Genomic DNA, 25,096 nt, shown 5'->3' on the forward strand with positions numbered 1-25,096 from the left:
GTATATCCAACTACACTGCAGGTTGTGTAAATGAAGCGATTTTCCCTAATTATGATATTGATTCTCTTCATGACACAATATCATCTTCCCGATATAATGTAAGTATATCTAACAAATGGGGGAAGAAGCATGGGTGCATTTGTATTATCAGTCACTGTCCATAACCGTCCTGGCGTTCTCGCCCGGATTTCGGAGCTGTTCGCCATTGTGGACGCCAATATTGACCGGATGTCGGCGGGGAGAACCAAGAATCGGGCGATGTCCCGTCTGCGGATCGAAGCCATGCTTGATGACAGGCTGCTTCCGCAGCTGACCGGAGCGCTTCAGCAGCTCGATGATGTGCTGCAGATCAAGACGGCGCAGTCCCGTTCCGGAAGCTTTGCCTATTGGACTGCCGCTTACGGGTTATTCATTGCTGTTATGGGGCTTAATCTGGTTACGCCCCTTTATGCGCTTTATAAATTACAGTGGGGGCTTACGCCGGGGATGCTGTCTCTTGCCTTTGCCGCCTATGCGATGGCGGTGATCCCCTCCATTATTGTGTTTGGCCAGTTATCGGACAGAGGGGGACTTCGCGGAATGCTCGTTCCCGGCATGCTGGTCGCTTTGGCCGGATCGTTATGTCTGGCGCTTGCAGGGGGCTTCCCCATGCTGGTGGTGGCAAGAGTGCTTCAAGGCCTGTCTGTAGGCATCTTCAATGGCGTTACGGTCGCAGCGCTAACCAAGCTTCATCCTGCACAGGACCGCCGCCGGGCTGCCATGCTTGGGGCGATTGCGGTTACGGCCGGCAATGCCATCGGGCCGATGCTGGCGGGGCTGCTGGCGCAATTTGCGCCGATGCCGACGCTGCTGCCTTATGTTGTGCATATGCTGCTGATTGTGCCGGGGCTGATCGCCCTGCTGGTAGTACGGGCGGATATTCCGCCTGTCGCGGGAACAAACAGCAGGTTGCATTGGCCCAAGCTGCCGCAAAGCATCCGTAAATGGTTTTTTGTTGCCGCCCTCTCCTCGTTTATTTCATGGGGGATTACGAGCCTGTTCGCTTCGATCATACCGATGTATCTGGAACAATGGATTGGAAAAACCGGCTTTGTCTTATCCGGCTTTATTGTGGCGATGGTGTTGACGTTATCCGCCATATCCCAGCTTCTAAGCAGAAAATGGCCCCTGCGGCGAATGGGCATTTTCGGATCTCTGCTGATCGGATCGGGCCTGCTGTCGCTTTTGTTGACTATTCATACAGGGTCGATCCTGCTGCTTACGGCGGCTATCCTGCTCGTAGGTTTCGGCTATGGGCCTCTATATGCCGGGAGCCTTGCCTTGGTAAATGAAATTGCGCCGGACCGTTCGCGGGGCGACGTGCTGTCCTTCTTCTACGGGTGTACCTATTTTGGTGTTGTATGTCCGGCATTGGGACTTGGCATCATGACCCAGCTGCTCGGTCTGAGCGTGGCCTTCAACTGGTTCGCCCTTATTCTGGGCGGTTTGCTGGCCGTCAGTTTAACAGGGTGGATACGAATGAAAGGCGAATCCCGTAAGGAATGAAAGCGGCAGCGGCGGCCCGTTCCGCAATCCGTGAAGAATGAATGCCGGAGCCGGTTTGACGGCTCTCCATGCAAACGAGCAAACGCGCACAGGAAACTGTGCGCGTTTGCTTCGTTTTATTCAAGTTTTTCCTATGAAAGCCGGTTTTTTTGCTGTGTTTATTGCTACTCCCCGTTTGCGGCAAGCGCCTTGCGGACGATTGGCGCAACCTTGGTGCCAAGCAGTTCGATGGCCCGCAGGACTTCCCGATGCGGCATCGTGCCGACATTGACATGAAGAAAGAACCGGTTAACCCCCAAATTTTTGCGCAGCAGAAGTATTTTCTCCGCAACATATTCGGGATCGCCTACATAGAGAGCACCTTTTAGGGTACGTGCGGCATCATAGCTGGCACGGCTGTAGGGCTGACCCCACCCCCGCTCACGGCCGATGACGTTCATTTGAGCTTGTGTGGAGGGGAAAAATAAATCGGCCGCCTGTTCCGTTGTTTCCCCTACAAACCCATGGGAGTGCGTTGCAATCCGCAGCGATGCGGGATCATGTCCGGCCCGCGCGGCAGCCTGCTTGTAAAGGGTGACCAGCGGAGCGAAGCTCTCCGGCATGCCGCCAATGATAGCGAATGCGATAGGAAGCCCCAGCATGCCGGCCCTGACCGCAGATTGGGCATTTCCGCCGCTTGCAATCCACACCGGCAGCGGGCTCTGTACCGACCGGGGATAAACACCCAGGTTGTCAATGGCAGGACGATGACCACCGCGCCAGGTTACTTTCTCCGAGGCCCGGATCGCAAGCAGCAGCTCCAGTTTTTCCTCAAATAATTCATCATAATCATCGAGGCTGTAGCCAAACAGCGGGAAGGATTCGATGAACGAGCCCCGGCCCGCCATAATCTCGGCTCTGCCGTTTGAGATGCCGTCAAGGGTGGAAAATGCCTGGTACACGCGGACCGGATCATCCGAGGACAGCACGGTGACGGCACTGGTAAGTCTGATCTTTTTGGTCATGGCAGCCGCCGCTGCCAATACAACCGCCGGTGCAGTGCCCGCATAATCCACCCGGTGATGTTCCCCAATTCCGTAGACATCCAGTCCGACTTGATCGGCCAGGACGATTTCCTCAACTGCGTGGCGCAGCCGCTCGGCATGGCTGATGACCTCTCCCGTTACCGGGTCCGGTGTCGCTTCCAAAAACGTGCTGATTCCTATTTCCATGGTGTTTGCCGTGTCGGCCATTTTTCAATTCCTCCTACATTAGCATATGTACCTTTAGTTTACTAAACTATTTAAAGTTTCTCAACTTAAGTAAGCGAACAGTGCGGGGAACCGTCCTTTTCCCATGAAAATTGAATAGCTAAGGATGTATTCGGCCTATAAACGAGAAAAAGACCGTATCCGATGCGGCCTTTTTCTAAGCGTCTTTTTACTTACTAGTATGACCCTTGTCCGGCAAAGGTGGCCGGCAGTGATTCTTTGCCATTTCTTATATTGCTCCAAATCAAATGGCACCATACCTGTTGCCGCCGGGGTCGTACTCCGGGACAATGTTTTCTTGCAGGGTTGGTTTGGTCACCGTCATTTAGCATATAGTTAGCTATTTTCAATGGAAGGCGGATAATAATCCACCATAATTCTATTCCCGGAGGGATCTTTCATTTGAAAGCTTTTCCCGCAACCAGTCCGATCCAATATAGCTGTAACCTCTACTCCCTTTTGTTCTAAAAACATGTGATACTCTTCGATATCAGGGGTATACCAGAGTGCCGATTCTGCCAAAGCAATAACGGGAATGTAAACAACCACGACACCTTGGAGCCGATCTATTACCCTACGTTCAAACGCCTCATCCCGTTGATTGTGAACCAGCATTTCCTTCCAATTATAGCAAAGTCTATATCCTGGCGCAAAGCTCAAAGTCCTTTAATCGGCATCACGAACACAATCGACAACAGCCTTGCGTTCAAGGGACAAAACCGTATTAGCAAGTGATATGAATATGGACGTAATGGATGACGAAAGCTGCGGGCAGTCCGCTTTGCGGCATCCTGTCGCAGCCCCCTAAGCCGTGCCCGGCCCGGCTTCTCGCCGTTTACTCGATCCTTTTGAAAAATTGGCAACAAAATAAGATTGCATCATTTATTTTTTTGAGAGGCATACAGGAACCGGCAGTAACCGATTTCAGCAGCATTCTTCATCAGTTCAATATTTAGCCATGCTGCAAGTTCATGTAACGGCTTATCGGTGAAAGGCCATTTTGTTCGATCGCTGGAGAGGAGTTCATCATCCGCCAACTTAGCCATTGCTGCTTCCCATTCATCACGTAAACGGATTATTCTTTCCCTCGTTTCTTTCATGTTGCCCGGACAATGAACATCCTCCCGTGTTAAAGTTCCATTTCCAAAAGAGTAATCAAGAGTCATTTCCCACCAGAATGTAATATGCCATGTTAGCCAGGCTATACTCGCCGGTCCAATATCGTACGCCTCTGATTCCGGCCAATCTGCGCGCCAAACCCCGGATTCATTAAAAATATGAAGCCCCTTTGAAGCAGGCCGCCACAGATACTCTTCGTCTTCAAGACCGGTAAGATGAATTTCAAACAAACTCCAAGAGATTTGAAACTGGAAACGTAGTGAATTCCGGATGCAGTCGGCTGTGTTTTGAATAGGTTCATCATTCATCAATACTTCCTCCTTTTTTATAAAACCAAACAAAAACATAAATTGTTTGATATATAACTAACATTTTATAATAACGTCTATTAATTTTCAATATTCCATGAAAATGAACGTGATCGGGATGAGGAAAAGCCAACCCATAGCAAAAAAGCCCCACGCCATGCGGGAGCTTTATTCATTCCTATATCCATTCACTGCCGTTATGGGCTGAACCAAAAAACAAACCACACTAGCTCCTGCATGGAATTAGTGTGGTATCCATTCTCAAGTTATTCTCCGAAGCAGAATCAGGGAGCTATCACAATCATCCAATTAAGGCCATATTTGTCTTGGAGTTCTCCGTAGTAGCCGCCCCATACTTGTGCGTCGAACGGGAATTTTACCTGGCCGCCTTCCGACAACTTGTTGAAGGCTTCGCGAGCGTCGGCATCCTTATCGTAAGCTACGCTTAGTGAAATACTGCGTCCGGATTGAACCGGACCAAAAACGGAATCGGAGAAGAAAAGCTCATTCCCGCCAACATCGACTTGCATATGCATGACTTTATCCTTGTTTTCTTCGGGTGTGCCCGGTATCGATCCGAAAGTAGTGACAGACTTTATTTCACCACCGAGAGCTTGAATATAGAATCCAGCTTGCGCTCTTGCATCTTCCGAGTGAATATAAGGGGTGATCTTTGACATAATAAAAACCATCCTTCCATTTTTTGAATTGTTATATCGATTTTGCTCCTTGATGGTGTTCGTGAAACTTTGAAGCTATTATGGTAAAACGCTAGGTTACTGTGTTCTGCCATCGATCAGCAAGGTCATCGCTTTTGCGAGCCGCCTTTGCCGTGTTTCGGTTGTTTTGGCCTCCTCGATCGAAGTCACAAACCTTTTCTTATTGGTAAATGACAGTCCCTCAAAGAAACGCTTTGCTTCCTCATTGCGATCAAGCTCAGTAGAGAAATCGTGCGGCATGACAACTTCTCGTGGCTCTGTATCGAGTTCGATGTCAACGTCCACCTCATCTCCAGCGCGGACACCGGCACCTGCGCGGTGATCGGCATTAAGCGGTATCATATAATTCCCACTCATAGGCGCTACAGTGGTTCGGTAGGTGTAGTCCCCGATTGTGACTCGCACAGACGGACGCTTACTCGTCCCGAGACTTGCAATGACGTCTTCTGGAACCCGGATACCTGTTGCCGACTTGCCGCTAAGTAAAATAACAGCATGAAATCTCATATTGAACACAACTCCTTCCCAATACATACGTCAGTTTTGTAAAGCAAGGGGGCCGTTATTCCAGAGTTCTATCGATCTCAGATGTCCTCAATATACCATTTCAGGTAATTTTATACTAGTAATTTCAATAGCCAGCAAGCCGGGCACAGGTCTTAAATACCGGTATGCGAAATTGCTATATTCTTTTAAGAAAGGATTCAATTTGTTATCCCGGTCTGACGGTCCTATTGTTTGACGATCTGCCAGGTAATGCCGAATTTATCTGCAACTTCACCGTAATAGCCTCCCCATGGCTGAGGATCGAACGGATACTTGACCTCACCGATCTCTACGAGATTCGCGAATATTTGACGGGCTTCGGTTTCGCTTTCAAATGCCAGTGTCAGTGCAATGCTGTTGCGGCGGCCTCCGGCCTGTTCAAAGGCATCAGACAGGAACAATGTATTCTCGCCCGCTACTGTCATCACCATATGCATAACCTTGTCTTTAATCGCTTCCGGGGTGCCTGGAATCTGACCGTGAGTCATGACGGAATGTATTTCGCCTCCGAGGGCTTGCTTATACGTTTCGGCTTGTGTACGTGCATCCTCCGACAATAAATAAGGGGTCAATTGTGCTTTCATGTTTCATCAACCTTTCTTTTTGGTTTGATTTTCGGTTGGCCGGGTACACGGGGATTACCGTCTAACCCGGCCTCTACTAACACGACGAACGGAAAACGGCTAAATCGACAAGACCAATAAAAAAATAATTTGTTTTTTCTCAGCAATTGAAAACCGTCACGATTTCTTAAGCTGCTCCATCTGGTCACGCAGCGCCGCGTCATTTATCAGCATTTGGGGATCCTGTGTCAATTCAGGTGTTTCGAATACCTGCCTGAGTTCAATCTCCCCTTCGCCGAAACCATGCGGATCCGGCATGCGCATCGCCCATTCGATTGCTTCTTCCCTCGACTTGACTTCGATTAGCGTATAACCGGCAATTAACTCTTTCGCCTCCGTGAAAGGGCCGTCGATCACTTTCGGCTTGCCGCCTGGCTCCGGGTAGGAGATCCGGATGCCGCTTGCACTCGATTGAAGCCCGTCGGCTGCTAGCAGCACCCCGGCCTTGGCCAGTTCCTCGTTGTACCGCATCATCGCTGCGAACAGTTCCTCGCTGGGCTTTACGCCCGCCTCTGAATCCTTGGTACCTTTGACAATCATCATGAATCGCATACTTTTTTCCTCCTCCTGATTTTGTATTGGTTTTTTTCGATCTTGCCGGGCCGCTTAACTTTGCCTCTATATAGACGACGAACGGAATTCGGCAAAATCGACACACCGGAAAAACTTTTTTTGGATTCTTTTCACTAAAACGCTTTCTTTATTTGGATGAGCATGGATGGCGCTGGCCCAAAGGTGCGGTTAGATAAAAAATCGGCGCAGTTCTTGTGCAACTCGTTCCGGCTGTCCGCCTCTATTGGTATTACCCGAGGCCCCATGATTGAGACCGGGGAACTCGATACGCCTGGCATGCAGCAGCGCCTTCTCCAGGGCGTTAAGCGCCACTTTGAAGTAGGACGGACTCTTGCTGCTGCCGAGCAAGAGCAACTCGGTACTTATAGCCTTGAAGTTCTCCATCAGCCCTTCCGACTCGACAGCCAACTGAAGGTCATAATGCATCGTCGGAGCCAGCATTCTCATCGTTACATCGTCACCCTTGGCCTTCTTATCCTCACTTGCCATCATCATCTTCGTGAGTAGTTTTAATAGCCACCGGGGTATAGAGCTAAATACAGGCGGCCCCATTTGCGATCCTAACATGCCTGTAACAAGGGCTGAGGCCACATCGCCTTGGGCAATCTCCTCGTCATAACGCGTCAAGAAGCCAGTCGACACGGATCCGTTGATGATGATCGGCGGCTCAAAGATTGCGGCTTTGCGAATGGCTGGCAGGGAGAGTGCCGCTTGGAGGCAGACAATGGCGCCAACACTGACTCCGAAGACAAAACAGGCTCCCGTTTCGGTAAGGAGGGCGTCCAGATCTTCCACTTCTTTCTTTATGCTGTAATCATCGCCGCACGGGCCGCTTTGTCCACGACCACGCCGATCGGGCAAATAAACGGTAAAAGCATCCGACAGTGCCCCGGCGAGCTGCATGTGGCTTTGGGCTGACTCCATGGTGCCATGCAGCATCACCAAACCCGGGCCTTGCCCGAGTTGACGGTAACTTATGGTTGTGTCATCTTTGGAAGTTACAGAGCTGTTTGTAAAAGGAATCTGCACGGCTGTTGTCGATTGATTCTCAACACTGTTTTTCCGCTTCATGTTCGGATACCCTTTCTTGTATAAGTAAATGATTTTCATTATAATATCTTTATAATTATCTTAATCGTGAAGATAATAAATGTCAATGAGGAGAAATCAACGATGAGCGAACCGGAGCACCGAAAGGCACTTATGAGTCAAATGCAATTTCTGGGCCAGATGCTGAGCACCGAAACAGCCCTGTTCCACCAGGCGGCCGCTGCCAAGTTGGGCCTGGGCATTACCGACTTGAAGACGATCTCGACACTGCTGCAGGAAGGCCCCATGACGGCCGGACAACTCTCGCAGCGGCTAAACCTCACAACTGGCGCTGTCTCGAATCTGATCGATCGGCTTGAGCAGCGGAAGTTCGTTAAGCGCGCACCTGACTCCAAGGATCGTCGCAAAGTAATCATTACTGCTATTAAGGAGAACCTCGCGCCTTCTGACCATATATATCGTTCGATGGGGGATGCTTTTGAAAGGCTGCTGGAAACTTACACTACGGGGGAGCTCGAGTTTCTGGTGCGGTATAATCAAGCGACAATCGAACTGACCATGTTGGAGAGTGCCAAATTAACGAAGCTCTACAGGAAGGCGGGGGACATTGTTGATAGTGAATAACAAGGCGGAGGCGTTATCTTTGAAGTTTTTAAACGAAAAAGAGCCCTACCAGCATCACTGTTGATAGGTAAAAATGTAAGGACGTTTATGGTAGTTACTGGGAGTTTAATTTATGAGTATAATCTAAAGGAGGAAGAATAACGTGGAAAATTCTGACCATGCGAAGCTTTATGATCGTTGGATGGATATGTGGAACGGAAACGTGGAATTAGCAAAATCAATTGTAGACAAAGAGTGTGTCGTGCACCAGGCTGGTTCCGATGGTTTTCGAGGACCGGAGGGTGTGATGCGCATGGTGCAAATGGGCAGGGAACCCTTTTCCAATATTCATTTCACTTTAGAGGTAGGACCTTTTGTAGATGGCGATATGCTATCTGCACGCTGGACAAGCCGGGCGGTCTATCAGGGTGGAATTCCAGGTACAAAAGCTCCAGCCGGAACGGAGGTCGAATTTGGCGGAATCGATATATGGCGAGTGAAATCAGGTAAAATTATTGAATATTGGGTGAGTTCCGATGGTCTGCACCTTATGGCACAGCTATCATGACTTCATTGGCTGTAGCGGTTCACCGTTTCTTCCAAGCCGGTTTGCCCGAATATTTAACTGGTTGGTCCCTGCCACTCTCCCTCTCGGAGCGCGGGACTCAGCCGCATGGTATCCCTATTTTCGTTTTAGATGGGATGATGATTAACGAGAAGCAGCCTTCGCTATCCACAAGGACAGCGAAGGCTGCTTTTTCATTTATCGATTACTCGGATTCCAATCGCTACCGCTCCTTATCCCCCGCCCCCTGTGCTCAGACGGTTGAGATCCGCGCTCCAGCACAATCTGGCATTTGCCATCGCTAAAAAAATTCCTCTGCATTTACGGTTGTCTATGAGTCTTCCATCCAATCATAACCCGTGAATAAAAAAGTCTTTACATCCCAGACTTATCCCAGATTGACCGTATATGACGAAGAAAACCTTCGGGGCCGCAGAAGAATCTATACCGGCAATCTGGGTATCCGCAATACCGATGCGATTCTCGACGGTATCGAAAGCTTGCGATTGGCTTTCGATCCGCTCCCCTTTACTGTTCCTTCCTCCGCCGAAAGATCAATACGTTAGTCGGCTTTTTTATTTTTGATAAAAAATACATAAATCCCCTGAACCAATAGGATAACCAGCCATACAAACCCTATAAAGACTCCTGAGGGTTCATGGTAAAACCATATTCTCCCTTCGGTGATGGATTGCAGCATTCGAGATAAAAAACCAGGAAGTGAGTCATCGTCGACCCGCAGCATGATAAAAATAAGAACATGAACAGCTATAAAAACGAACAAATGAGAATAGAAATCCTTTCGATTACCCATCTCTTCTGAAATGCTCAATTTAAGCGACCTTCTTCCTCATTGTCCAGATGATTAATAATATTGTCTATAAAATCTATTAGTTTTTGATCCCATCCGTAAATGACTGAACTGCTTTCCGCCTCTTTTGCGATAAAAGAAAAATATTTATTTTGAAGAACCGAATTGCCGTTAAACCAACTTAATGTGAGTCGGTACCACTTATTTGCAAGCTTCTGAGCTTCAGGGGTACCCGGATGAACATGCATGCTTTCCCTTGTTTCTCTTATTAAATCCAGCGTTGTATGGATTCGCGGATCGTCGCTCCCAATGAGGGGAAGTTGATTAAGAATGTTTATTTCTTCTTCGCTGAAAATAGTTGTCGGAAAAGTAGCCGGAATGGCTCCATCGACAAAATGAGAGCTTTCGATCTGGTTCATGAGCAAGAAAATGTGCTCCTGATTATATTTCCCGGACATTTCTATCGTTTGGAGCATACCTCTGAGAATAAATTGTTTTCGTTTTAACTTTTCAACCTCTACTGCCACGTAATTCAATTGTTTCTGTATGGATTTGACCCATGCCCCCTCAATTTTTACGTCCAAATCCCTACTGGATTCAAATAATTCTTTGATCTGAATCAGTGTATAGCCAATGGATTTTAGAGATAGAATGGTTTGAAGCTTCTCTAATGCCTCCTGATCGTAATAACGATACCCATTCTCCTTATTGATTGTAGGTTTCAATATTCCAAGTTCGTCATAATAGTGTAACGTTCTACGACTAATATGAATTCGTTTAATGATGTTGCCTATTGAATATATCGTGTATTCCCCCCTCCACATGATGAGCTTAACATTAACGTTAACGTATAAGTCAAGGTGAGTTCAATCAAAAGTTTTGCAGCTGTTTTCTTCTCGTCAACTTCCACGTTACCCGTCATTTCTATATAATAATAGGTATGAAAACCATTCATTTTACCGTATTGCCGCCTCCCGCGGCATTAAGCCGGGATATCGAATGCCTGCGAATCGCGTCCCAATCAGGTAATCAGCCTCTCGAGATTAAGGTATGCCCGAGCGGTTACCCCGGTATTGTGTACCAGCTTGCAGCGGATCGGAAAACCGCAATCGAGCATATCGCCATCCGTTCCACGCAATCGTCCAATATACCTGTATTGTTTCTTCACGGACAAGGGTCGGAACCGAGCGTCATGCGTTTCAGAGGCACGCCATATACAACGATTCAATTGGTATTAAAACCCCATGCGATGTACAGCTTGTTCGGTTGGGATGCCTCTGTTCATAATCAGGGGCTTTTGTTTCCGGACCAGTTTGGCGCGATGGAACTGGAGAAGCAGCTCCGGGCTTCGAATTCGGATGAAGTCCGTATCGCCTTGCTGAATCATTTCCTTATGAAGAAGAAGGAGCATAACGGTAAGCGCGATGAGCTCATTGAGCTGATACTCTCGTTTATTCATGAACATACTGCGACGGTTTCCGTGAAGGAACTGGTAGCTGTATTTTCCATTTCCGAACGGCAGTTCCAGAAGCGCTTCACCCGTGTCGTCGGTATGCCTCCGCACTTATTTATAAGGGTAAGACGCGTCAATAAAGCGCTACGGATGATGCACTCAGGGAAGTATGAACGACTGTCCGATGTCGCATATGCACTGAATTATTATGATCAATCACATTTCATACGCGATATGAAGACGTTCTCTTGGGTTAGTCCCAAACATATTGCGATGAAGGTAAGTGAATTTCACAGCGACTTGGCAGGATCGTCCTACTTGTAGAATTGACGGTTTTGTCCAATTTTTTTGCCGTCATAACCGTTAAGATTATCTTATTCCATTAGGAATGCAGATATCATTATCAAGGAGCGATGGCGAATGTGCAAAATCAAAATGTTAAACCGGGTATCGATCGATGGTTATTTTGCAAGCAACAATGAAGCGAACTTTGGGATGGACTGGTTTATCCATGATCCGGAGGTTGACAAAGCAGCTCATGCTATAGGCGGCAAGATGGACAAGCTGCTTTTGGGAGGCACGACATACCGTGGATTTGAACGCTCCTGGGTGCCTCTGCTGAATGATCCCAGCGCGCCCCAACCATTGAAAATGGTCGCAGAGGAGTTAACCAGCATGACCAAGGTTGTTTTCTCCAAAACAATCAAAGAAACCAGTTGGGCAAATACCCAAATTTATGATGGCGATCTGATAGAAGTTGTGCGGCATTTGAAAAATCATTCCAGCTCTGACATTCTTGTGATGGGAAGCGGCTCCATCGTTCAGCAGCTTGCCAATGAAAGGCTGATTGACGAATATATCTTTATTATCACTCCGGTTGTAGCCGGCGAAGGCAAACCTTTATTTCCCTATATTAAACAGTTTGGCCTCACGCTGGGCGAGACCAAAACATTCGATTCCGGAAACGTCTTGCTTCATTACAAGTTACAGAATTAAAGCGGCTCGTTTAAGCCCCAGCAGCTTACTGATGCTGAAACACCAAGTTTGAAGCGTTCATTCTAACGGGAGAGGGTGACCGTGCAAAGTTAAGAGCGCTAACCCAAAGGTCAGCGCTCTATTATCGGGTTTCGTAATACTTACCCTATTATGAATGTAGGCTCGTTCCCCGCGCAGACTCCTACCCCTGGTTTGGGTTTGTTGCCCCCTGATTGGGATCCGTTCCCTGGTTTGGATTTGTTGCCCCTTGATTAGGATCCGTTCCCTGGTTTGGGTTTACTGCTTCCTGATTGGGATCCGTTCCCTGGTTCGGATTTGTTGCTTCCTGGTTAGGATCCGTTCCCGGGTTCGGATTTGTTTCTTCCTGGTTAGGATCCGTTCCCTGGTTCGGATTTGTTGTTTCCTGATTGGGATCCGTTCCCGGGTTTGGATTTGTTTCTTCCTGGTTAGGATCCGTTCCCGGGTTCGGATTTGTTGCTTCCTGATTGGGATCCGTTCCCGGGTTTGGGTTTGTTGCTTCCTGATTGGGATCCGTTCCCGGGTTCGGATTTGTTGTTTCCTGTGTTGATGCTGGTTCTTGGATATACGGTGTTGTTGGTTTAACTGGAGGTTCGGTCAAAGTAACCGATATCTCATTACTTTCTTCGTTCTTCACCTCGTTGCCGAATAGCGTCTTCAGGCCGTTCACGGCTATGACTGGTGTCTTAGACGTATCAAGCTGGAAGCCATCATGCAACTTGATCATGATCGTCTTCTTGTCCTCGGACAGCACGTAGCTATCCATCTTTGGATCAAGAGGCACGCCGTTGATTGTAATCTTGGACAAATCGACGGAGTCTGAGTCGACCCCTACCGTCAGTGTCAGATTCAGTTTATTCCCCGCCGCGAAGTCCGCTCCAGACACTTCAAGAGGTTTGGTCTTTTCAACCGTCCTGGCCGTTTCGAAGCCTCCCATAGCAAGCAGCCCGCGACTTGCCTCCTCCTTCCCGCCGAACGTACCGTCCGGGGAGTTTTCTAACAACTTTAGCTCCAGAGCCCTCTGGACATAGTCGCTCGCCCAACTAGAGACAGTATTGTCGCTAACAGGTGGAGTCGATGTACCTCGCTGTTCACCTAATCCCAGAATCAGGATTTTGGCCAATTGCTCCTTGGTCACGTCGCCTGCAGGGTTGAAGGCGCCATTACCCGTACCATCCGTTATTCCCGCGGCTTTTAACGCCTCAATATAAGGCAGCGCATAGCCGTGTGCAGGATCGTCCGACTTTACGTCCTTGAATGTTGATTTCGTAAGCGATTGATCAATTCTTAGGTTAAAAACCAACGCCGCCACCTTCGCGAACTGGGCCCGATTCATATTGTCAGCCAGTCCAAAAGTGTCATTGGAGACACCATCGAAGATGCCAGCTGAAATCATCGCATCGAACTTGCTCTTTGTTGCCTCGTCTAAACCTTTTAGATCGCTAAAGTCGGCAGCTGACGGCCGTCCAGAATTTTCTGCTGCTTGAACCGATGTTGCAGACAAACATAGTCCCAATACCATAAAGCTTAATAAAGTGCGTTTACGCATAACCAACCCCCTCGTTTTTGCTGACTCAAAAAAATTCCTTTTATTATCATACTAAAATACAGATGCACTTTTCTTAATGGATTCTTAATGAGTGCTCGGTGAATATGTATTTCACTATTTATTAGTGCTATGATTTGATCGTGATGAAGATTGGCTTCACGTCCTTGGAGAAGGAGGAATGATTCACCATCAATCAAATTTTAATTGTAGATGATGAACCCGACATTCGTCAGTTAATTCGGATGCATGTAGAACAAGCAGGACTGCAAGTCATAGAAGCCAGCTCAGGACGGCAAGCTATTCAATGCTTGCAGGAATATACCATAGAATTAGTGATACTGGACCTCATGATGGATGATGGCAACGGGTTTGAGGTGCTGCACTATTTACGAGAGACACATGCTGGGCCATTAGTTATAGCCCTTAGTGCAAGACGAGAAGTTGAGGACAAAATTTTGACGCTCGGATTAGGTGCGGATGATTACGTCACGAAGCCTTTTAGCCCCGTGGAATTGGTTGCTCGCATGCAAGCACAGTTAAGAAGACATCGTCCTCATTCTTCATATCCGGCTAAAGTTCTGCGTTTAAATAAACTGGTGCTGGATATCGACAACTATATTTTGCGAAATGATGGGAAATCCTTTCCTGTAACGCCCGTTGAATGCAGACTTTTAGAAATGTTCATGCAAAATCCAGACCGCGTTTTAACCAAAAGAGAAATTTACAAGCAGGTGTGGAATCATGAAAACTTTGACGATAACAATTTAAGTGTTTTTATTAGCAAACTGCGAAGTATTCTTGAACCCTCGGAGGACTCCCTTCATTACCTTCATAGCATACGTGGAATCGGTTATCGGTTCTCAGGAGATGGACAATGAAAAATCGAACAAAGCTTTGGCTGCTTATGCTCATTAGTGCAATCATCAGTATTCTTCTGTTCATTCCGCTTACTCTCATTATGGGAAAAATAGGAGATAAGGGTTATAATCTGAAAGGTCTGAACACTATCTCGCAAGAAACCCTTGAGACGATTACAAAGCATCAAGCTTTTCATGCCGCAGACATAACACCCATACTGGATAATGCTCATCAAAACCATCCTGATATTCGTTTTGAATGGATTGCAGCAGATGGCTCGACGATTTATGATACTCGCGGGGAAAAGAAAAGCTATGATTTTAGGCAGCTTGCCGATCGTATGCTAGCTATGCCCCAGAATCTATGGGGGGTCAATGAGCCGGTAACGCTTACTTTTTCCGTTAGCCAAGGGAATCAGCCCTATTATCTATTGATGAGTTTATCCAGTGACGCTATGAAACAAGGGCAAATTTATTTCTTCATGCGCTCTTTTAAAGTCATGTCTACTTTTATGCTGCCGTTAATCGTTGCGTTCTTCATTCCCTATCTGCTGTCTCTATGGTTCTTCTCTTCCATGAACAAACGCATTAATAAGCTCAATCATGCCATGGGGCAGCTTAACCTCCAAAGTAAAATCACTGTACTTACGGACACGAAAAAAGATGAGATTGGCCAGCTCGCTGCGCATTATAACGCCATGGCCCACCGTATTCAAAATCAAGCCGAACAAATCAAACAATTTGACACCAGGCGCAAGCTGCTGCTGTCTAATCTTTCCCATGACCTGCGCACCCCATTAACGATGATTTTGGGCTACGCAGAAACGATTCGTGCCGGATTGTATAAGGATGAGAGGGAACTGCAAGCCAGTGCCAAGGTTTTGCTGCAGCGCTCCCGTTATATGGATAAGCTTTTGGATCAATTGTTGGATATTACCCGGCAGGATGAGGGGAATTTAGAGCTCCATGTTGAAGTGCATAATGTATCTGAAATGATGCGGAAAATTGCAGCAGACTACCTGATGTTTCTTGAGGGGCAAAATTTCAATGTCGAAGTAAATATCCCCGACGAGGATATCCATGCCTGGATCGATTCCTCCCTGATCGAACGTGCATTGCGGAACCTGTTGGACAACGCGATCCGTTACGGATCAGAGGGCTATTATCTTGAGATCGGACTTTGGGAAAAGGATGAATCCCTATTCATGACGGTTATCGATAAAGGACGCGGCATTCCCTTACAGGATCAAGAGCGTGTTTTTGAACGGTTCTACCGGGTCGATGACAGCAGACAAGGCGAAGGACTTGGCATTGGACTGTCCATTGTCAAAGAAATCATTGCCTTCCATGGCGGATCCATTACCTTGACAAGTGTCCCATCTGAAACCGTGTTTGAGATCCAACTACCAAAACGTCAGCGTGAATAGTCATTACTGCAACCAACCCAACCCATGTGCCTCAATAGCCATGACATGCCCCACCTGTTAAGCAGTCTTGCCCTCTTGGATGTTGCCGCCGATTATGCCGTCGGTCTCGTCTTATAGCAGTAATGTTGGTTTAAAAGGGCTTGAACACCATCAGCAGAATAGAGATCACAACACAGAAATTCGCGATTCCCTCTAATCGCAAGGAACGTCTGCGGCTTTGACGGTATGCTTCCGGCAAGGTGTCGCTCTCAATGCCCTGAAGTGCTGCCAGTTGTTGCTTTATGTTTGCCGGAAGCACTACGGCCAGAATCACTACAATAATAAAGAAAATAGCAACGGAGAACCAATACCATAGCTCGTGGAACAGATAGGTTTGTTGGTAGCCAAATGCAAGACCGGTAAGAAGCAGCAGCATCCCTCCGATTCTAGGCAAGATCGCCATCTTCTCCAACAGCCCCAGCGCAAATTTGGCCTGTTCCACCGTTCGAACGCTTCCCATGATTACGGGATAGCCAGCGACGGCTACCATTGCCGTAACGGCTGAGATAATGTGAATGAACAATAAGTAATTATACATGATTAAGCCACTCCATTCCTGGCAGTTTATGCCTCTCTCCGGTATGCAATCCCCACCCGTTTGCCTTTGAAAGGGCCCCCGGTCTCGAGGTTATCCAGCATGCAATCCGCTACATCCTCATAAGCCACATCCAGCTCCTGAATGCGGCTGAACACATAGCCCGCCAATTCGGCTTCCGAAAGCTCCCGTACGGTCTCCGGAAACGGCAAGGGCAAAATGTCTGCGGTAACCTGCTGGTGATAAGGCGCGGACTTCTCCGCAGCATCAATCATCGTTCCCGGACACATGATGGACCAATCCAGCTTGGTTTGCTGAAGCCGATTCAGATTCTGATTATGATATTGGAACATGGGAGGGAAACCAGGCAGATCGTTGCCCATAATATTAGTCTGTGGAATTTCGAGTAATCCCGCACCTCCCATTAACCATACACGGCCGGAGAATAAGGGATGATTCTCGCATTGGGTGACGATGTTGTCGACGATACGGATGAATTCTTCCCCCTGGCTGACATTCCCGGCCGCAATCACGGCGGCATCCTGGTGGCGAAGTGCATCGTACACGCTCTGCGGGTCCATGATGTTTTGAGTAATCACCTTTACTTTACTGGCCGTTTGCTCCCCCTGTTGTTCGTTCAGCTTTTCCAGGCTTCTTACAAAGGCGGTCATTTCATGCCCTCTGTTTACACCCGCAGCAAGTACTCTCTTTCCGGTATTTCCCGTTGCACCGAAAACAATAATTTTCATTGTTCCATTCCTTCTTTCTCCAAGCCATTGGATTTTTTTTGATTTCCGATTGACTTAAGCCTACCATCAGTCATACAATTTTGTTAAGAACGCACTTTCATGTAGGGTACTAACTTGAAGTAAGTATGGTTTAGAGGAGGGCTTAAATGGAAGCAAACGTCGAGGTCGTAGCAGAACGTAAATGCCCCATAGAAACCGTTATTCACATTGTAGGGGGCAAATGGAAACCTTTAATTCTATGGCATCTGTTGGACTCCAACAAACGGTTCAGCGAGCTGGAAAAGCTAATTCCCGAGGTTACACAGAAAATGCTGACGCAGCATTTACGGGAGCTGGAGAATAATCGCTTGATTACCCGAACGATATACCCTACGGTTCCGATAAAAGTGGACTATTCGCTAAGCGAATATGGATTAACACTAGTTCCTGTGTTGAAAGTCATGTGTGCGTGGGGCGAAATTCATAATCAAATGAACAGCAGCGTGCGTGTGCCTGCTCGCGTAGGTGTACAAATATAAGAGGAGCGGCAAGGGTGCAGCTCCGTGATCTACCTTTTCAACCAACTTTCCGACAGCTGCCAACCTGGATACAACCGAAATGCACGAAACAGGCCACTCCATGGGATCATTTCTCCATGAAGCGGCCTGTTTCATATTAGAGCTATTCATTATCTTGTTCCGCTGGCTTAACGCCCGCCGCCCATTTCATACCCATTCAGCGCTTTCCTTTCAAGCTCTTTAACAAACGCATCTTTACCGTTCATATAGGCTTCAATATCCCTTGGAAACTGTTTAGCGAGATTTTCCTTTAAATCCCCGTAACGATTTGCTTCATCGGGATGTGTTCGGAGGTAATCCCTAACTGCCAAATGGCGAGTAATATCTTCCTTGTTATCCCCTTGAAACACATGTACTTGATGGGTGCGATTATCTCCGCCTTTCCGGAAATACCTTCTTCCTTTCATGCCGAGCTCGCCCATACATTCATAACCAAGTTGTTCCATCCGTTCATTAAACGAATCTGTCTTTTCGATATCTTTTACTACCGGCATGATATCAATGATTGGTTTGGACTTTAACCCTGGAACTGAAGTGCTGCCTATATGATGAATGTTGGTTAACTCATCGCCAAAAATGTCCTTTATTTTCAGGGCTTCCTCGCTAAACGCCTCTTTCCAATTATCGTTGTATTCTGTAATCACAACATTCATCTGATTACCTCCTCAGGGAAATAGTCACCATGATCCGTTTTGGGCATTACATCATCATATAAAAGGGAGAGAGAAGTGTCAATTACTGGTTGACTTGGGACTTGATTTCGTCCCGCAAAAATAAACCGCTGGGGTAATTAGCTTACATGTTGGCGGTCGTTTGCAATACTTGCAAGCAATGGAGTGAAAGCATCTATCGAATTCCACGAACCAGGGTTCGAAGCAATATTTCAAACCTCCGCCTATGGTACAACTGAAAGTGAAAGAAGAGGAGGAGCTGATGGGAAATGACAAAGTTGAATGGAAAAGTTGCTCTGGTGACGGGTGCAAGCCGCCCGGATTCGTGGCCACGGACATGAATTCCGCGATGCTGCAGGATCCTGCTTCTCATCAATTTGGCGCTGATTATTCGATTTTCGGAAGATGGGGGGAACCGGCAGATATCGCAGATGTTGCGGCATTTCTAGCCTCTTCGGAAAGCCGCTGGATTACCGGTCAATGCATCGGCACAAGCGGAGGATCACATCTGTAATATCCATAACCCCAAAACCCGCGTTCGAAATGAAAAAGCTGACTGTTATGTCGTCAGCTTTTCGTTTTGTACCTGATGGCCTTTTGTCGTAGGGCGTTTTCTATGCTTTGCCTTACTTGTTTTTATCGATAAGAATTTTTGTCAGTATTTCAACTTGCTTCGTCACCGCAATCGGATCGCTCTCCAAAAACAAATCGTAATCGATCGTGTATACCTTGTTGTTTTTCACAGCCTCCATATTGCGCCATATACCTGTATTCTTGAAGCTTTCAAACGCTGCTTTGTTCTCTTCATTCACAGCCACGAAAAGATTGTCGCCTACGAAATCCGATATGACCTCGGCGGACACTTCCGCATATGGGGGCTTCTGCCCGCTGTTGATCAAGTCGCTCAACACTTTTTGTTGGGGCTTCAATCCCAAGTACTTGTACAAAATATTACCGCCCATATTTTCATCCCGATATACTCTGGGCGATTTCTCATAAAAACTGGCGATCGTATACGTTTCATTAACATCGATCGCATCCTGAACTTGCTGCTTGGCTCCGGCAATCTTTTTCTCAAACTCTTCGATCCAAAGCTTCGCTTCGTCTTCTTTCCCGAGAATATCACCCATTAGTGCAATATCTTTCACCGGGTCGTAATAAGGCTCGATAACGATGGTAGGTGCAATTTTGGAAAAAGCGTCGTAACCCCCGCTCATATCTACATAGGCATCGACCAAAATAATCAAATCCGGGTCAAGGCCGGATATCTTCTCCAGATTTAGCGGCACGCCCAAATCCTCCATGCCCTCTGTATCAAGCACCGGATTTTGCAAAATGTAAGTGGAGGAACCGAGAGGTCTGACACCAAGAGCCATAAGCTGACCCAAATGAAAGGCCGTAACGATCCGATTCGGCTGTTTTGGAATAACCGTTTCTCCATATTTATGATTGAATACTCTTGTCGCAGCGGTCTCGTTGCCGTCTCCCGCAGGGCTCGTCTCATTTTGTGCCGGAGACGGATCTGAGTATGGCGACCTTTCATTGGCATTGCTCGTCGTATTCCCCCCAGTCTGGCACGCACTGAGCAACAAGGTAAGACATAACAGCATGACGGCTGCCAATGATGGTTTCGAATTTCTGTACATGGGCAAATCTCCCTCACCGATATATTGATAATCATTATCATTACCAATATATCGACGAGTTGTTCGTTGAACAATGGATATTCTTCGCATCCTCGATGACTCTTTTTCATCTGTAAAGTTTTGTCGGTCCTTGACACGAAACAAAATCGGAGACAACCCCGTATGCTTTTTAAAAATGCGACTGAAATGATATTTATCCACGTATCCTACACCAATTGCAATTTCCTGCAATGTCGAATCGGTAAGAAGCAGCAACTCCTTGGCTCGCTCCATCCGCACCTCTGTCACAAAATGAATCGGGCTGTTAGCAAGTTCCTGCTTAAACAATTTCGATAAATGGCCTGCGCTGCAGTCGAACACCTCTGCCAGTTTATCCAAGGTAAGCGGCTCCGCATAATGCTCCTGTATAAAACGTACAGCCAAGGTGACCAAGTCCGTTCGAATTGCGGGCAGCCCCTGTTGATTTAATTGTCGCAGCAGATCATGTACGAACTGAAAGAACAGCCCCCTCACATGCAGCTTGTCCAGCATCCGCGATTGTCGCCATTGCCTGTCCATCTGTTGCACTTTGTGGTACAGGCAAATGGGGTCCTGCGGCTTAAAACCGTATTGGACTTGGAAGGGGTTGTTCCGTTCCATAAACTGCTGGACATCACGACTGTACGGCAGCGTGAACACGGCTTTATAAAAGATCAAATAATATTCGAACGTTTCCTCCGAAAGAAAGATATTCAGACGCATTCCTTTACCGCCGTGAAGGACATGAAATCTTCTTGCTTCATATTCCGTTCCATCCATCATCACCCTTGCACCGCCGCGCGTAGCATACAGGAAACAGCTGGCAGGCAAGCTGTACGCGTGCCGTTCATCGCCAAACTTCAATAACATATGCCGGATATCCATGACTTTTATATTTGACTGGTTCCATAGCAAAACATGGTCGTTCCAATTCATTGCACTCCCCCCCATTCCATAACGTCTATATGGACGTTTTTTATGCTGCGCAGAGGAATTCAAACGAACGACAGATAAACTTTGATTTCTGCGGCAGTTCTATTGGTACATTCTATGTGATAATCATTCTCAATGCAAGACATCCAGGAGAGATTAGGCAAAGATCAGGCTTCATTTCTTGAACTTGCAAAAATATTACTGGTTGCTTTGGATATTCATTTACAACGAGATAAGGCAGTAAACCAAAGCATTAAAGATAAACTACAAAAGTTATTTAACATTTACAGTACCGAAAATCCGGATTGATCCATCAATCATATACTGGGGGACTATTCTGCTTAATCTCTGCAAATGGTAAAATTGAAAGACTGTGACATTGAAACTATACAAATATCTGCTCTTATGGCTTTTGCGGGAGAAATAATGGAGGGGGAGGGGGATGCGCTTGGCGTAGCCTGCGAATGATGGATATACCTGCCTCGGACCGGTAACGCTTGAGCTTGCGGCGGGTACTTTTCCTATCTTAAACTGAATCATTGATCAGATTGTAACCCACACATCATGCCTATATCATGGACATATCTTTAAAGTTTCGTAAAGGAGTGTTGGCCGGTGATCACGATTTATGAGGAACAGCGAAAAGGAGCTGTAGCGGACACAATCGAGCATTCACATGCATCGTTTGAAGAATGCCTGGAAGTCATCCAGCGGATGGATGGCTTCACACGCAGTCAGGTCACGATTCAGTACAGGGAGAATATGATCATGATCGGCGGCGGCGGTCACGAGTTCATCGTTACAGTGGAGACACGTACTGCGATTCACAACCTTCTCGGCTCGCTGGAGGAAGAAGAGGAGTTTGCTGAGCTTACAGTAGGCGGCCAAGCCTGTGAATTTCCCCAGAAGTACATCGTTAGACTTGAGCTTGTTGAGTCCGCTCTCCTTCAATTATTAGCAGACACATCTGCCGAACTGAACTGGGAAGTTATTGAGAAATAATTGCGGGCTGAATCGATACATTTTTTGACCGATTACTCGATATAGTCGGCGAGATTCTCCAGACTGGACCTCAAACCAACGTCGTGATCTTCCTTCCGTATACCTTCGGGTACGTTCTCACAAACGATGGTAACCGCGGTGCCTTCCGGAACGGCTGCTAAGGTCCAGGTCATGATCATCTCTCCCGCAAAAGCGGGGTCGTCAGACTGGAATTCGACTAATTGTACCATTCGCTCATCTGGGATGAACTCTAAGAATCTCCCATTAACAACGTCAGTATGTTCGGAGGTCTTACCTTGCGTTGAATGGTCCGTTTCGAGATAAGTTAGGGACATTCGATACGCTCCACCGGCCCGGGCGTCGAACTCGAAGATATGGCCTTTCATACCCTTCGGCGGAAGCCAGGAAACCATAGCCTCCGGGTCCACGAGTGCCTTATAGATATTTTGCGGTAATGCTTTGATGACTCTCGATGCCGAATCAGTTCTCTTCTTGCCGGGTGCATTTGTCATGGCATAAAACCTCTTTTTTTTTGAAGTTACGTTCCGTCTCATCATTCTTATTATAAAAGTTAACTTACGAAGTAATTTCTTATCGATTGCTGATTATCCAAATATGATGAGTAACGCTCCTGCTAAGAACCCCGGATTTCCGAGATAATGGAGTGGAGAAATTTTTGCTGTTCAACACTGGCTTTTTCACATAGCCCCCATAGCAATTGATTCTCATGCTCCGTCAGATCCCGTTTGAGTGTTGAACTCATTCTTTGTTTCAAGTCGAAATATACGCCTCTTTCTTCGACAGCCCGAATATAGTGCCCATCCGGATCATAAAAGGTGAAATAACCGAAATCATTCGTAAATACCGGTTCTTTGTCAATATGGGTGCCAGCTTGTTTAATCCGTTCATGCAAAGCAAGCAAATCATTCGTTAATAATTCAACCATCGTCACGTGTCCCGTGCTGCTTGTGATAAAGAATGAACGAGGAAATGCAAACTTGAGTTGTGTGACATCTTCCGGGGTGGTTTCCATCAAAAAAATACCCGGACCGTTTCCGTTTTTCAATGCAACATGCGCCTCTCCAAACTGAAAATCCGCCGAAATCAATTCATAGCCCAACACATTGCAATAAAAATCTACCGACTTTTTCAAATCCGTGACTGGAAATCTCATGCAACAGTAACCGATCACATCCGCATCATTCGTTTTTTTGCTCAACATATGCTGCATCCCCCTTTTTCATTGATAATTAAATATGCCGTTCTTAAACGCTTGTTCATCATCATTCTCAATACCGAACAAAGCTTCTTGAAGCGCAAATGTGCCCCTGTAAAACCTCATTCGCGATTCAGCGCTTTGCAGTCCAGGGTAGAATACGTACATTTTTTTCAAAAAATCTTCTCCGTATCCGCTTATTATGGCGGCAGCATCAACAGCGGGATCGCCTACATGTGATCCGCCAAAATCAATGATGCCTGCCACTTTTGGAAGGTGGTGATTAATCAATATATTTCCCACACCAAAGTCCCCATGCACGTAGGTTGGTTCATATTGGAAGTTAATGGTATCATTCAAGAAATCCTTGAAATGTTTTTCTACGCGCACCTGACTCTCTTTGCTCATATAACGAAACAATTTCTCCTGAATACGTTTGTACATGTCCTCCCAATACTCATATAGATTTTTTTGATAGAGGTGATCGATGGATTCTTCTTGTAAAGGAATACTGTGCAGCTCAAATAAAAATTGTGCCAGCTGCTCGGCAATCACACATAAATCATCATGGCCTAAAGAGTGAAAAGCATGCATGTCGAACGTTTTTCCCGCTATCATCCGATAGCCTACGAATACCTCTCCCACAGTCTGAGATTCGAGATTCTGATAGATAGGGTTTGGAATATTAAGAGTAATGTGTTTGTAGATGTGCTTTAATATCCGTGTTTCCTCTTTTAGCTCTTTAACGCCTTGTTGATATTTGGGGAACCGGAATATGAGTGCATTATTAACTTCAATGACGGTATTGTTTTGGCCGTTTTCATTGAATATGACCGAATGGATCAGCAGGTTTGGATAAACGTTGAGAATTTTATTTACATAATCTTGCGGCATAACCGACCTCCGTCTAAAAGGGTATATATCCAACCTGCGTTAATTAAAAAAACGTATGTGCTTCATTCTCTTCAAGTTATTCCTTCGCGCTAAGATGAATATTTGACACAATGTCTAAAAGATTTTGTAAACAGGCGATACCTCGCACTTGCTCAACCAGTGCATGATCAATGTATTGAAGAGATTTAAGAGCGATTTCCTTAGCCTGCGCAACATTATGTTTATCGAGCTCCGATAATACTTTACGAACGGTATCCAAGGAATACACGACTCTTTGAACCGTTCGGATGATAAGCACTTTGCGAATATCTGAAGGACTATAGATACGGAATCCACTCTCTTGTTGACGCTCAGGCTTGATTAACCCTTCCTTCTCCCAATGCCGAATCGCGGAAGCAGATACGCTCGCTTCTTCAGCTACCTCACCTATCGTAAACGAGTTGGTATTGCGGTACTTCGGCAGATCGTTTAGCTCTTTCAAATCAAGCATGTCGACTGTTCGTTGTACGGTTTCTTTTTCTGCATGCAAGTTTACTTGCGCCTTGTTAATTAGCCATAACGCCTCAAGTGTTTCCCCGCGAATGATGCGCGGCATCACCTCTCGAATCAAATCCATTCCAAAACCAGCATACATCGCACGTATACATTGAAAATAAGCCTCATGTTCCTTTGTATATATGCGATAGCCATTTACCGCTCTCTCGACATGAGGAACAAGTCCCCAGGCTTCATAATGCCTTAATGCACTCGTACTTATATTTAATTTTTTTGCGATCTCAATCCCTTTCATCTCAACCTCCTTGGATAAACCTATAATTTATAAT

General features: G+C 46.6%; 28 protein-coding genes and 3 pseudogenes. 12 read left to right on the forward strand and 19 right to left on the reverse strand.

The genetic code is table 11. The features are described from left to right. Nucleotides 1-129 precede the first annotated feature (129 nt). A complete protein-coding gene (locus IEY46_RS31410; protein WP_188998886.1) occupies nt 130-1,545 on the forward strand; it encodes an MFS transporter in 1,416 nt (471 codons plus the stop codon). A 164-nt stretch (nt 1,546-1,709) separates the two neighbouring features. Here the strand turns inward: IEY46_RS31410 and IEY46_RS31415 are convergent, their stop codons facing one another. From IEY46_RS31415 to IEY46_RS31450, 8 genes are all read right to left on the reverse strand, one after another. Continuing rightward, nucleotides 1,710-2,777: an LLM class flavin-dependent oxidoreductase gene (locus IEY46_RS31415; protein ID WP_188998889.1), complete on the reverse strand. Its 1,068-nt coding sequence runs from the start codon at nt 2,775-2,777 to the stop codon at nt 1,710-1,712. A gap of 354 nt (nt 2,778-3,131) precedes the next feature. Next, nucleotides 3,132-3,410 carry a VOC family protein gene (locus tag IEY46_RS31420; protein ID WP_188998891.1) on the reverse strand — a complete coding sequence of 93 codons (279 nt, stop codon included), beginning with the start codon at nt 3,408-3,410 and terminating at the stop codon, nt 3,132-3,134. A 263-nt stretch (nt 3,411-3,673) separates the two neighbouring features. After that, a complete protein-coding gene (locus tag IEY46_RS31425) occupies nt 3,674-4,222 on the reverse strand; it encodes a DinB family protein (RefSeq protein ID WP_188998894.1) in 549 nt (182 codons plus the stop codon). Nucleotides 4,223-4,506: 284 nt separating this feature from the next. Further along, complete coding sequence (locus IEY46_RS31430) at nt 4,507-4,902, reverse strand: VOC family protein (protein ID WP_188998897.1); 396 nt, start codon at nt 4,900-4,902, stop codon at nt 4,507-4,509. Nucleotides 4,903-4,998: 96 nt separating this feature from the next. Continuing rightward, nucleotides 4,999-5,448 (reverse strand): YdeI/OmpD-associated family protein, encoded by a 450-nt coding sequence (locus IEY46_RS31435; protein WP_188998900.1) that lies wholly within the window; start codon nt 5,446-5,448, stop codon nt 4,999-5,001. A gap of 224 nt (nt 5,449-5,672) precedes the next feature. Then, nucleotides 5,673-6,071 carry a VOC family protein gene (locus IEY46_RS31440; protein ID WP_188998903.1) on the reverse strand — a complete coding sequence of 133 codons (399 nt, stop codon included), beginning with the start codon at nt 6,069-6,071 and terminating at the stop codon, nt 5,673-5,675. Between the two features lie 156 nt (nt 6,072-6,227). Next, nucleotides 6,228-6,662, reverse strand: coding sequence for a YciI family protein (locus IEY46_RS31445; protein ID WP_188998905.1), 435 nt, complete (start codon nt 6,660-6,662; stop codon nt 6,228-6,230). A 189-nt stretch (nt 6,663-6,851) separates the two neighbouring features. Continuing rightward, nucleotides 6,852-7,793 (reverse strand): alpha/beta fold hydrolase, encoded by a 942-nt coding sequence (locus IEY46_RS31450; protein ID WP_188998908.1) that lies wholly within the window; start codon nt 7,791-7,793, stop codon nt 6,852-6,854. A 63-nt stretch (nt 7,794-7,856) separates the two neighbouring features. Between IEY46_RS31450 and IEY46_RS31455 the strand changes: the two genes are divergently transcribed. After that, complete coding sequence (locus IEY46_RS31455) at nt 7,857-8,357, forward strand: MarR family winged helix-turn-helix transcriptional regulator (protein WP_188998910.1); 501 nt, start codon at nt 7,857-7,859, stop codon at nt 8,355-8,357. A gap of 142 nt (nt 8,358-8,499) precedes the next feature. Continuing rightward, nucleotides 8,500-8,904, forward strand: coding sequence for an ester cyclase (locus IEY46_RS31460; protein WP_188998913.1), 405 nt, complete (start codon nt 8,500-8,502; stop codon nt 8,902-8,904). A gap of 559 nt (nt 8,905-9,463) precedes the next feature. On the opposite strand, the gene IEY46_RS31475 is transcribed toward IEY46_RS31460, so the two are convergent. Continuing rightward, a complete protein-coding gene (locus IEY46_RS31475; RefSeq protein WP_188998918.1) occupies nt 9,464-9,733 on the reverse strand; it encodes a 2TM domain-containing protein in 270 nt (89 codons plus the stop codon). After that, the gene (locus tag IEY46_RS31480) at nt 9,730-10,536 is read right to left on the reverse strand and encodes a MerR family transcriptional regulator (protein WP_188998921.1); all 807 of its coding nucleotides are present in this window, start codon (nt 10,534-10,536) and stop codon (nt 9,730-9,732) included. The genes IEY46_RS31475 and IEY46_RS31480 overlap by 4 nt, the downstream gene beginning before the upstream one ends. 116 nt (nt 10,537-10,652) lie before the next feature. Here IEY46_RS31480 and IEY46_RS31485 point away from each other — a divergent pair, with 116 nt between their 5' ends. Next, nucleotides 10,653-11,489, forward strand: a complete 837-nt coding sequence (locus IEY46_RS31485; RefSeq protein ID WP_188998923.1) for a helix-turn-helix domain-containing protein — start codon at nt 10,653-10,655, stop codon at nt 11,487-11,489. 96 nt (nt 11,490-11,585) lie between these two features. Further along, nucleotides 11,586-12,161: a dihydrofolate reductase family protein gene (locus IEY46_RS31490; protein ID WP_188998927.1), complete on the forward strand. Its 576-nt coding sequence runs from the start codon at nt 11,586-11,588 to the stop codon at nt 12,159-12,161. A 181-nt stretch (nt 12,162-12,342) separates the two neighbouring features. On the opposite strand, the gene IEY46_RS31495 is transcribed toward IEY46_RS31490, so the two are convergent. Beyond that, on the reverse strand, nt 12,343-13,728 hold the full coding sequence (locus tag IEY46_RS31495; RefSeq protein WP_188998930.1) for an S-layer homology domain-containing protein: 1,386 nt from the start codon (nt 13,726-13,728) through the stop codon (nt 12,343-12,345). A gap of 242 nt (nt 13,729-13,970) precedes the next feature. Between IEY46_RS31495 and IEY46_RS37160 the strand changes: the two are divergent. The 4 genes and pseudogenes from IEY46_RS37160 to IEY46_RS31505 all read left to right on the forward strand — a co-directional run. After that, nucleotides 13,971-14,195 (forward strand): annotated as a pseudogene (locus IEY46_RS37160) (response regulator); the annotation flags it as partial. Then, nucleotides 14,175-14,280, forward strand: a pseudogene (locus IEY46_RS37165) (DNA-binding response regulator); the annotation flags it as partial. The pseudogenes IEY46_RS37160 and IEY46_RS37165, both read left to right, overlap by 21 nt. Beyond that, entirely contained in the window at nt 14,253-14,606 is a 354-nt protein-coding gene (locus tag IEY46_RS37170; protein WP_373288933.1) for a winged helix-turn-helix domain-containing protein, read from the forward strand. The pseudogene IEY46_RS37165 and the gene IEY46_RS37170, both read left to right, overlap by 28 nt. Beyond that, nucleotides 14,603-16,012: a sensor histidine kinase gene (locus IEY46_RS31505; RefSeq protein ID WP_188998937.1), complete on the forward strand. Its 1,410-nt coding sequence runs from the start codon at nt 14,603-14,605 to the stop codon at nt 16,010-16,012. Before IEY46_RS37170 ends, IEY46_RS31505 begins: the two co-directional genes overlap by 4 nt. 130 nt (nt 16,013-16,142) lie before the next feature. On the opposite strand, the gene IEY46_RS31510 is transcribed toward IEY46_RS31505, so the two are convergent. After that, a complete protein-coding gene (locus IEY46_RS31510) occupies nt 16,143-16,589 on the reverse strand; it encodes a DUF2269 family protein (protein ID WP_188998940.1) in 447 nt (148 codons plus the stop codon). A gap of 26 nt (nt 16,590-16,615) precedes the next feature. Then, nucleotides 16,616-17,335 carry an NAD(P)-dependent oxidoreductase gene (locus IEY46_RS31515; protein ID WP_188998943.1) on the reverse strand — a complete coding sequence of 240 codons (720 nt, stop codon included), beginning with the start codon at nt 17,333-17,335 and terminating at the stop codon, nt 16,616-16,618. Nucleotides 17,336-17,481: 146 nt separating this feature from the next. Here IEY46_RS31515 and IEY46_RS31520 point away from each other — a divergent pair, with 146 nt between their 5' ends. Next, nucleotides 17,482-17,853 carry a winged helix-turn-helix transcriptional regulator gene (locus IEY46_RS31520; protein WP_188998946.1) on the forward strand — a complete coding sequence of 124 codons (372 nt, stop codon included), beginning with the start codon at nt 17,482-17,484 and terminating at the stop codon, nt 17,851-17,853. 167 nt (nt 17,854-18,020) lie between these two features. Here IEY46_RS31520 and IEY46_RS31525 read toward each other — a convergent pair whose 3' ends face one another. Further along, nucleotides 18,021-18,545 (reverse strand): GrpB family protein, encoded by a 525-nt coding sequence (locus tag IEY46_RS31525; protein WP_188998949.1) that lies wholly within the window; start codon nt 18,543-18,545, stop codon nt 18,021-18,023. A 334-nt stretch (nt 18,546-18,879) separates the two neighbouring features. On the opposite strand from IEY46_RS31525, the pseudogene IEY46_RS31530 reads away from it, so the two are divergent. Then, nucleotides 18,880-19,077 (forward strand): annotated as a pseudogene (locus tag IEY46_RS31530) (SDR family oxidoreductase); the annotation flags it as partial. Between the two features lie 112 nt (nt 19,078-19,189). On the opposite strand, the gene IEY46_RS31535 reads toward IEY46_RS31530, so the two are convergent. After that, nucleotides 19,190-21,163 carry an AraC family transcriptional regulator gene (locus IEY46_RS31535; protein WP_188998952.1) on the reverse strand — a complete coding sequence of 658 codons (1,974 nt, stop codon included), beginning with the start codon at nt 21,161-21,163 and terminating at the stop codon, nt 19,190-19,192. Nucleotides 21,164-21,775: 612 nt separating this feature from the next. Here IEY46_RS31535 and IEY46_RS31540 point away from each other — a divergent pair. Further along, complete coding sequence (locus IEY46_RS31540) at nt 21,776-22,162, forward strand: hypothetical protein (RefSeq protein WP_188998955.1); 387 nt, start codon at nt 21,776-21,778, stop codon at nt 22,160-22,162. A gap of 32 nt (nt 22,163-22,194) precedes the next feature. On the opposite strand, the gene IEY46_RS31545 is transcribed toward IEY46_RS31540, so the two are convergent. The 4 genes from IEY46_RS31545 to IEY46_RS31560 all read right to left on the reverse strand — a co-directional run bounded on the left by IEY46_RS31545 (nt 22,195) and on the right by IEY46_RS31560 (nt 25,062). Continuing rightward, entirely contained in the window at nt 22,195-22,674 is a 480-nt protein-coding gene (locus tag IEY46_RS31545) for an SRPBCC family protein (RefSeq protein WP_188998958.1), read from the reverse strand. 122 nt (nt 22,675-22,796) lie between these two features. Next, nucleotides 22,797-23,384, reverse strand: coding sequence for a VOC family protein (locus IEY46_RS31550; RefSeq protein ID WP_188998961.1), 588 nt, complete (start codon nt 23,382-23,384; stop codon nt 22,797-22,799). 18 nt (nt 23,385-23,402) lie between these two features. After that, on the reverse strand, nt 23,403-24,272 hold the full coding sequence (locus IEY46_RS31555; protein WP_188998964.1) for a phosphotransferase family protein: 870 nt from the start codon (nt 24,270-24,272) through the stop codon (nt 23,403-23,405). Nucleotides 24,273-24,348: 76 nt separating this feature from the next. Further along, a complete protein-coding gene (locus tag IEY46_RS31560; RefSeq protein WP_188998967.1) occupies nt 24,349-25,062 on the reverse strand; it encodes a MerR family transcriptional regulator in 714 nt (237 codons plus the stop codon). Between the last annotated feature and the right edge of the window lie 34 nt (nt 25,063-25,096).

The organism is Paenibacillus nasutitermitis, from assembly GCF_014641075.1.
GTDB lineage: Bacteria > Bacillota > Bacilli > Paenibacillales > Paenibacillaceae > Paenibacillus_Z > Paenibacillus_Z nasutitermitis.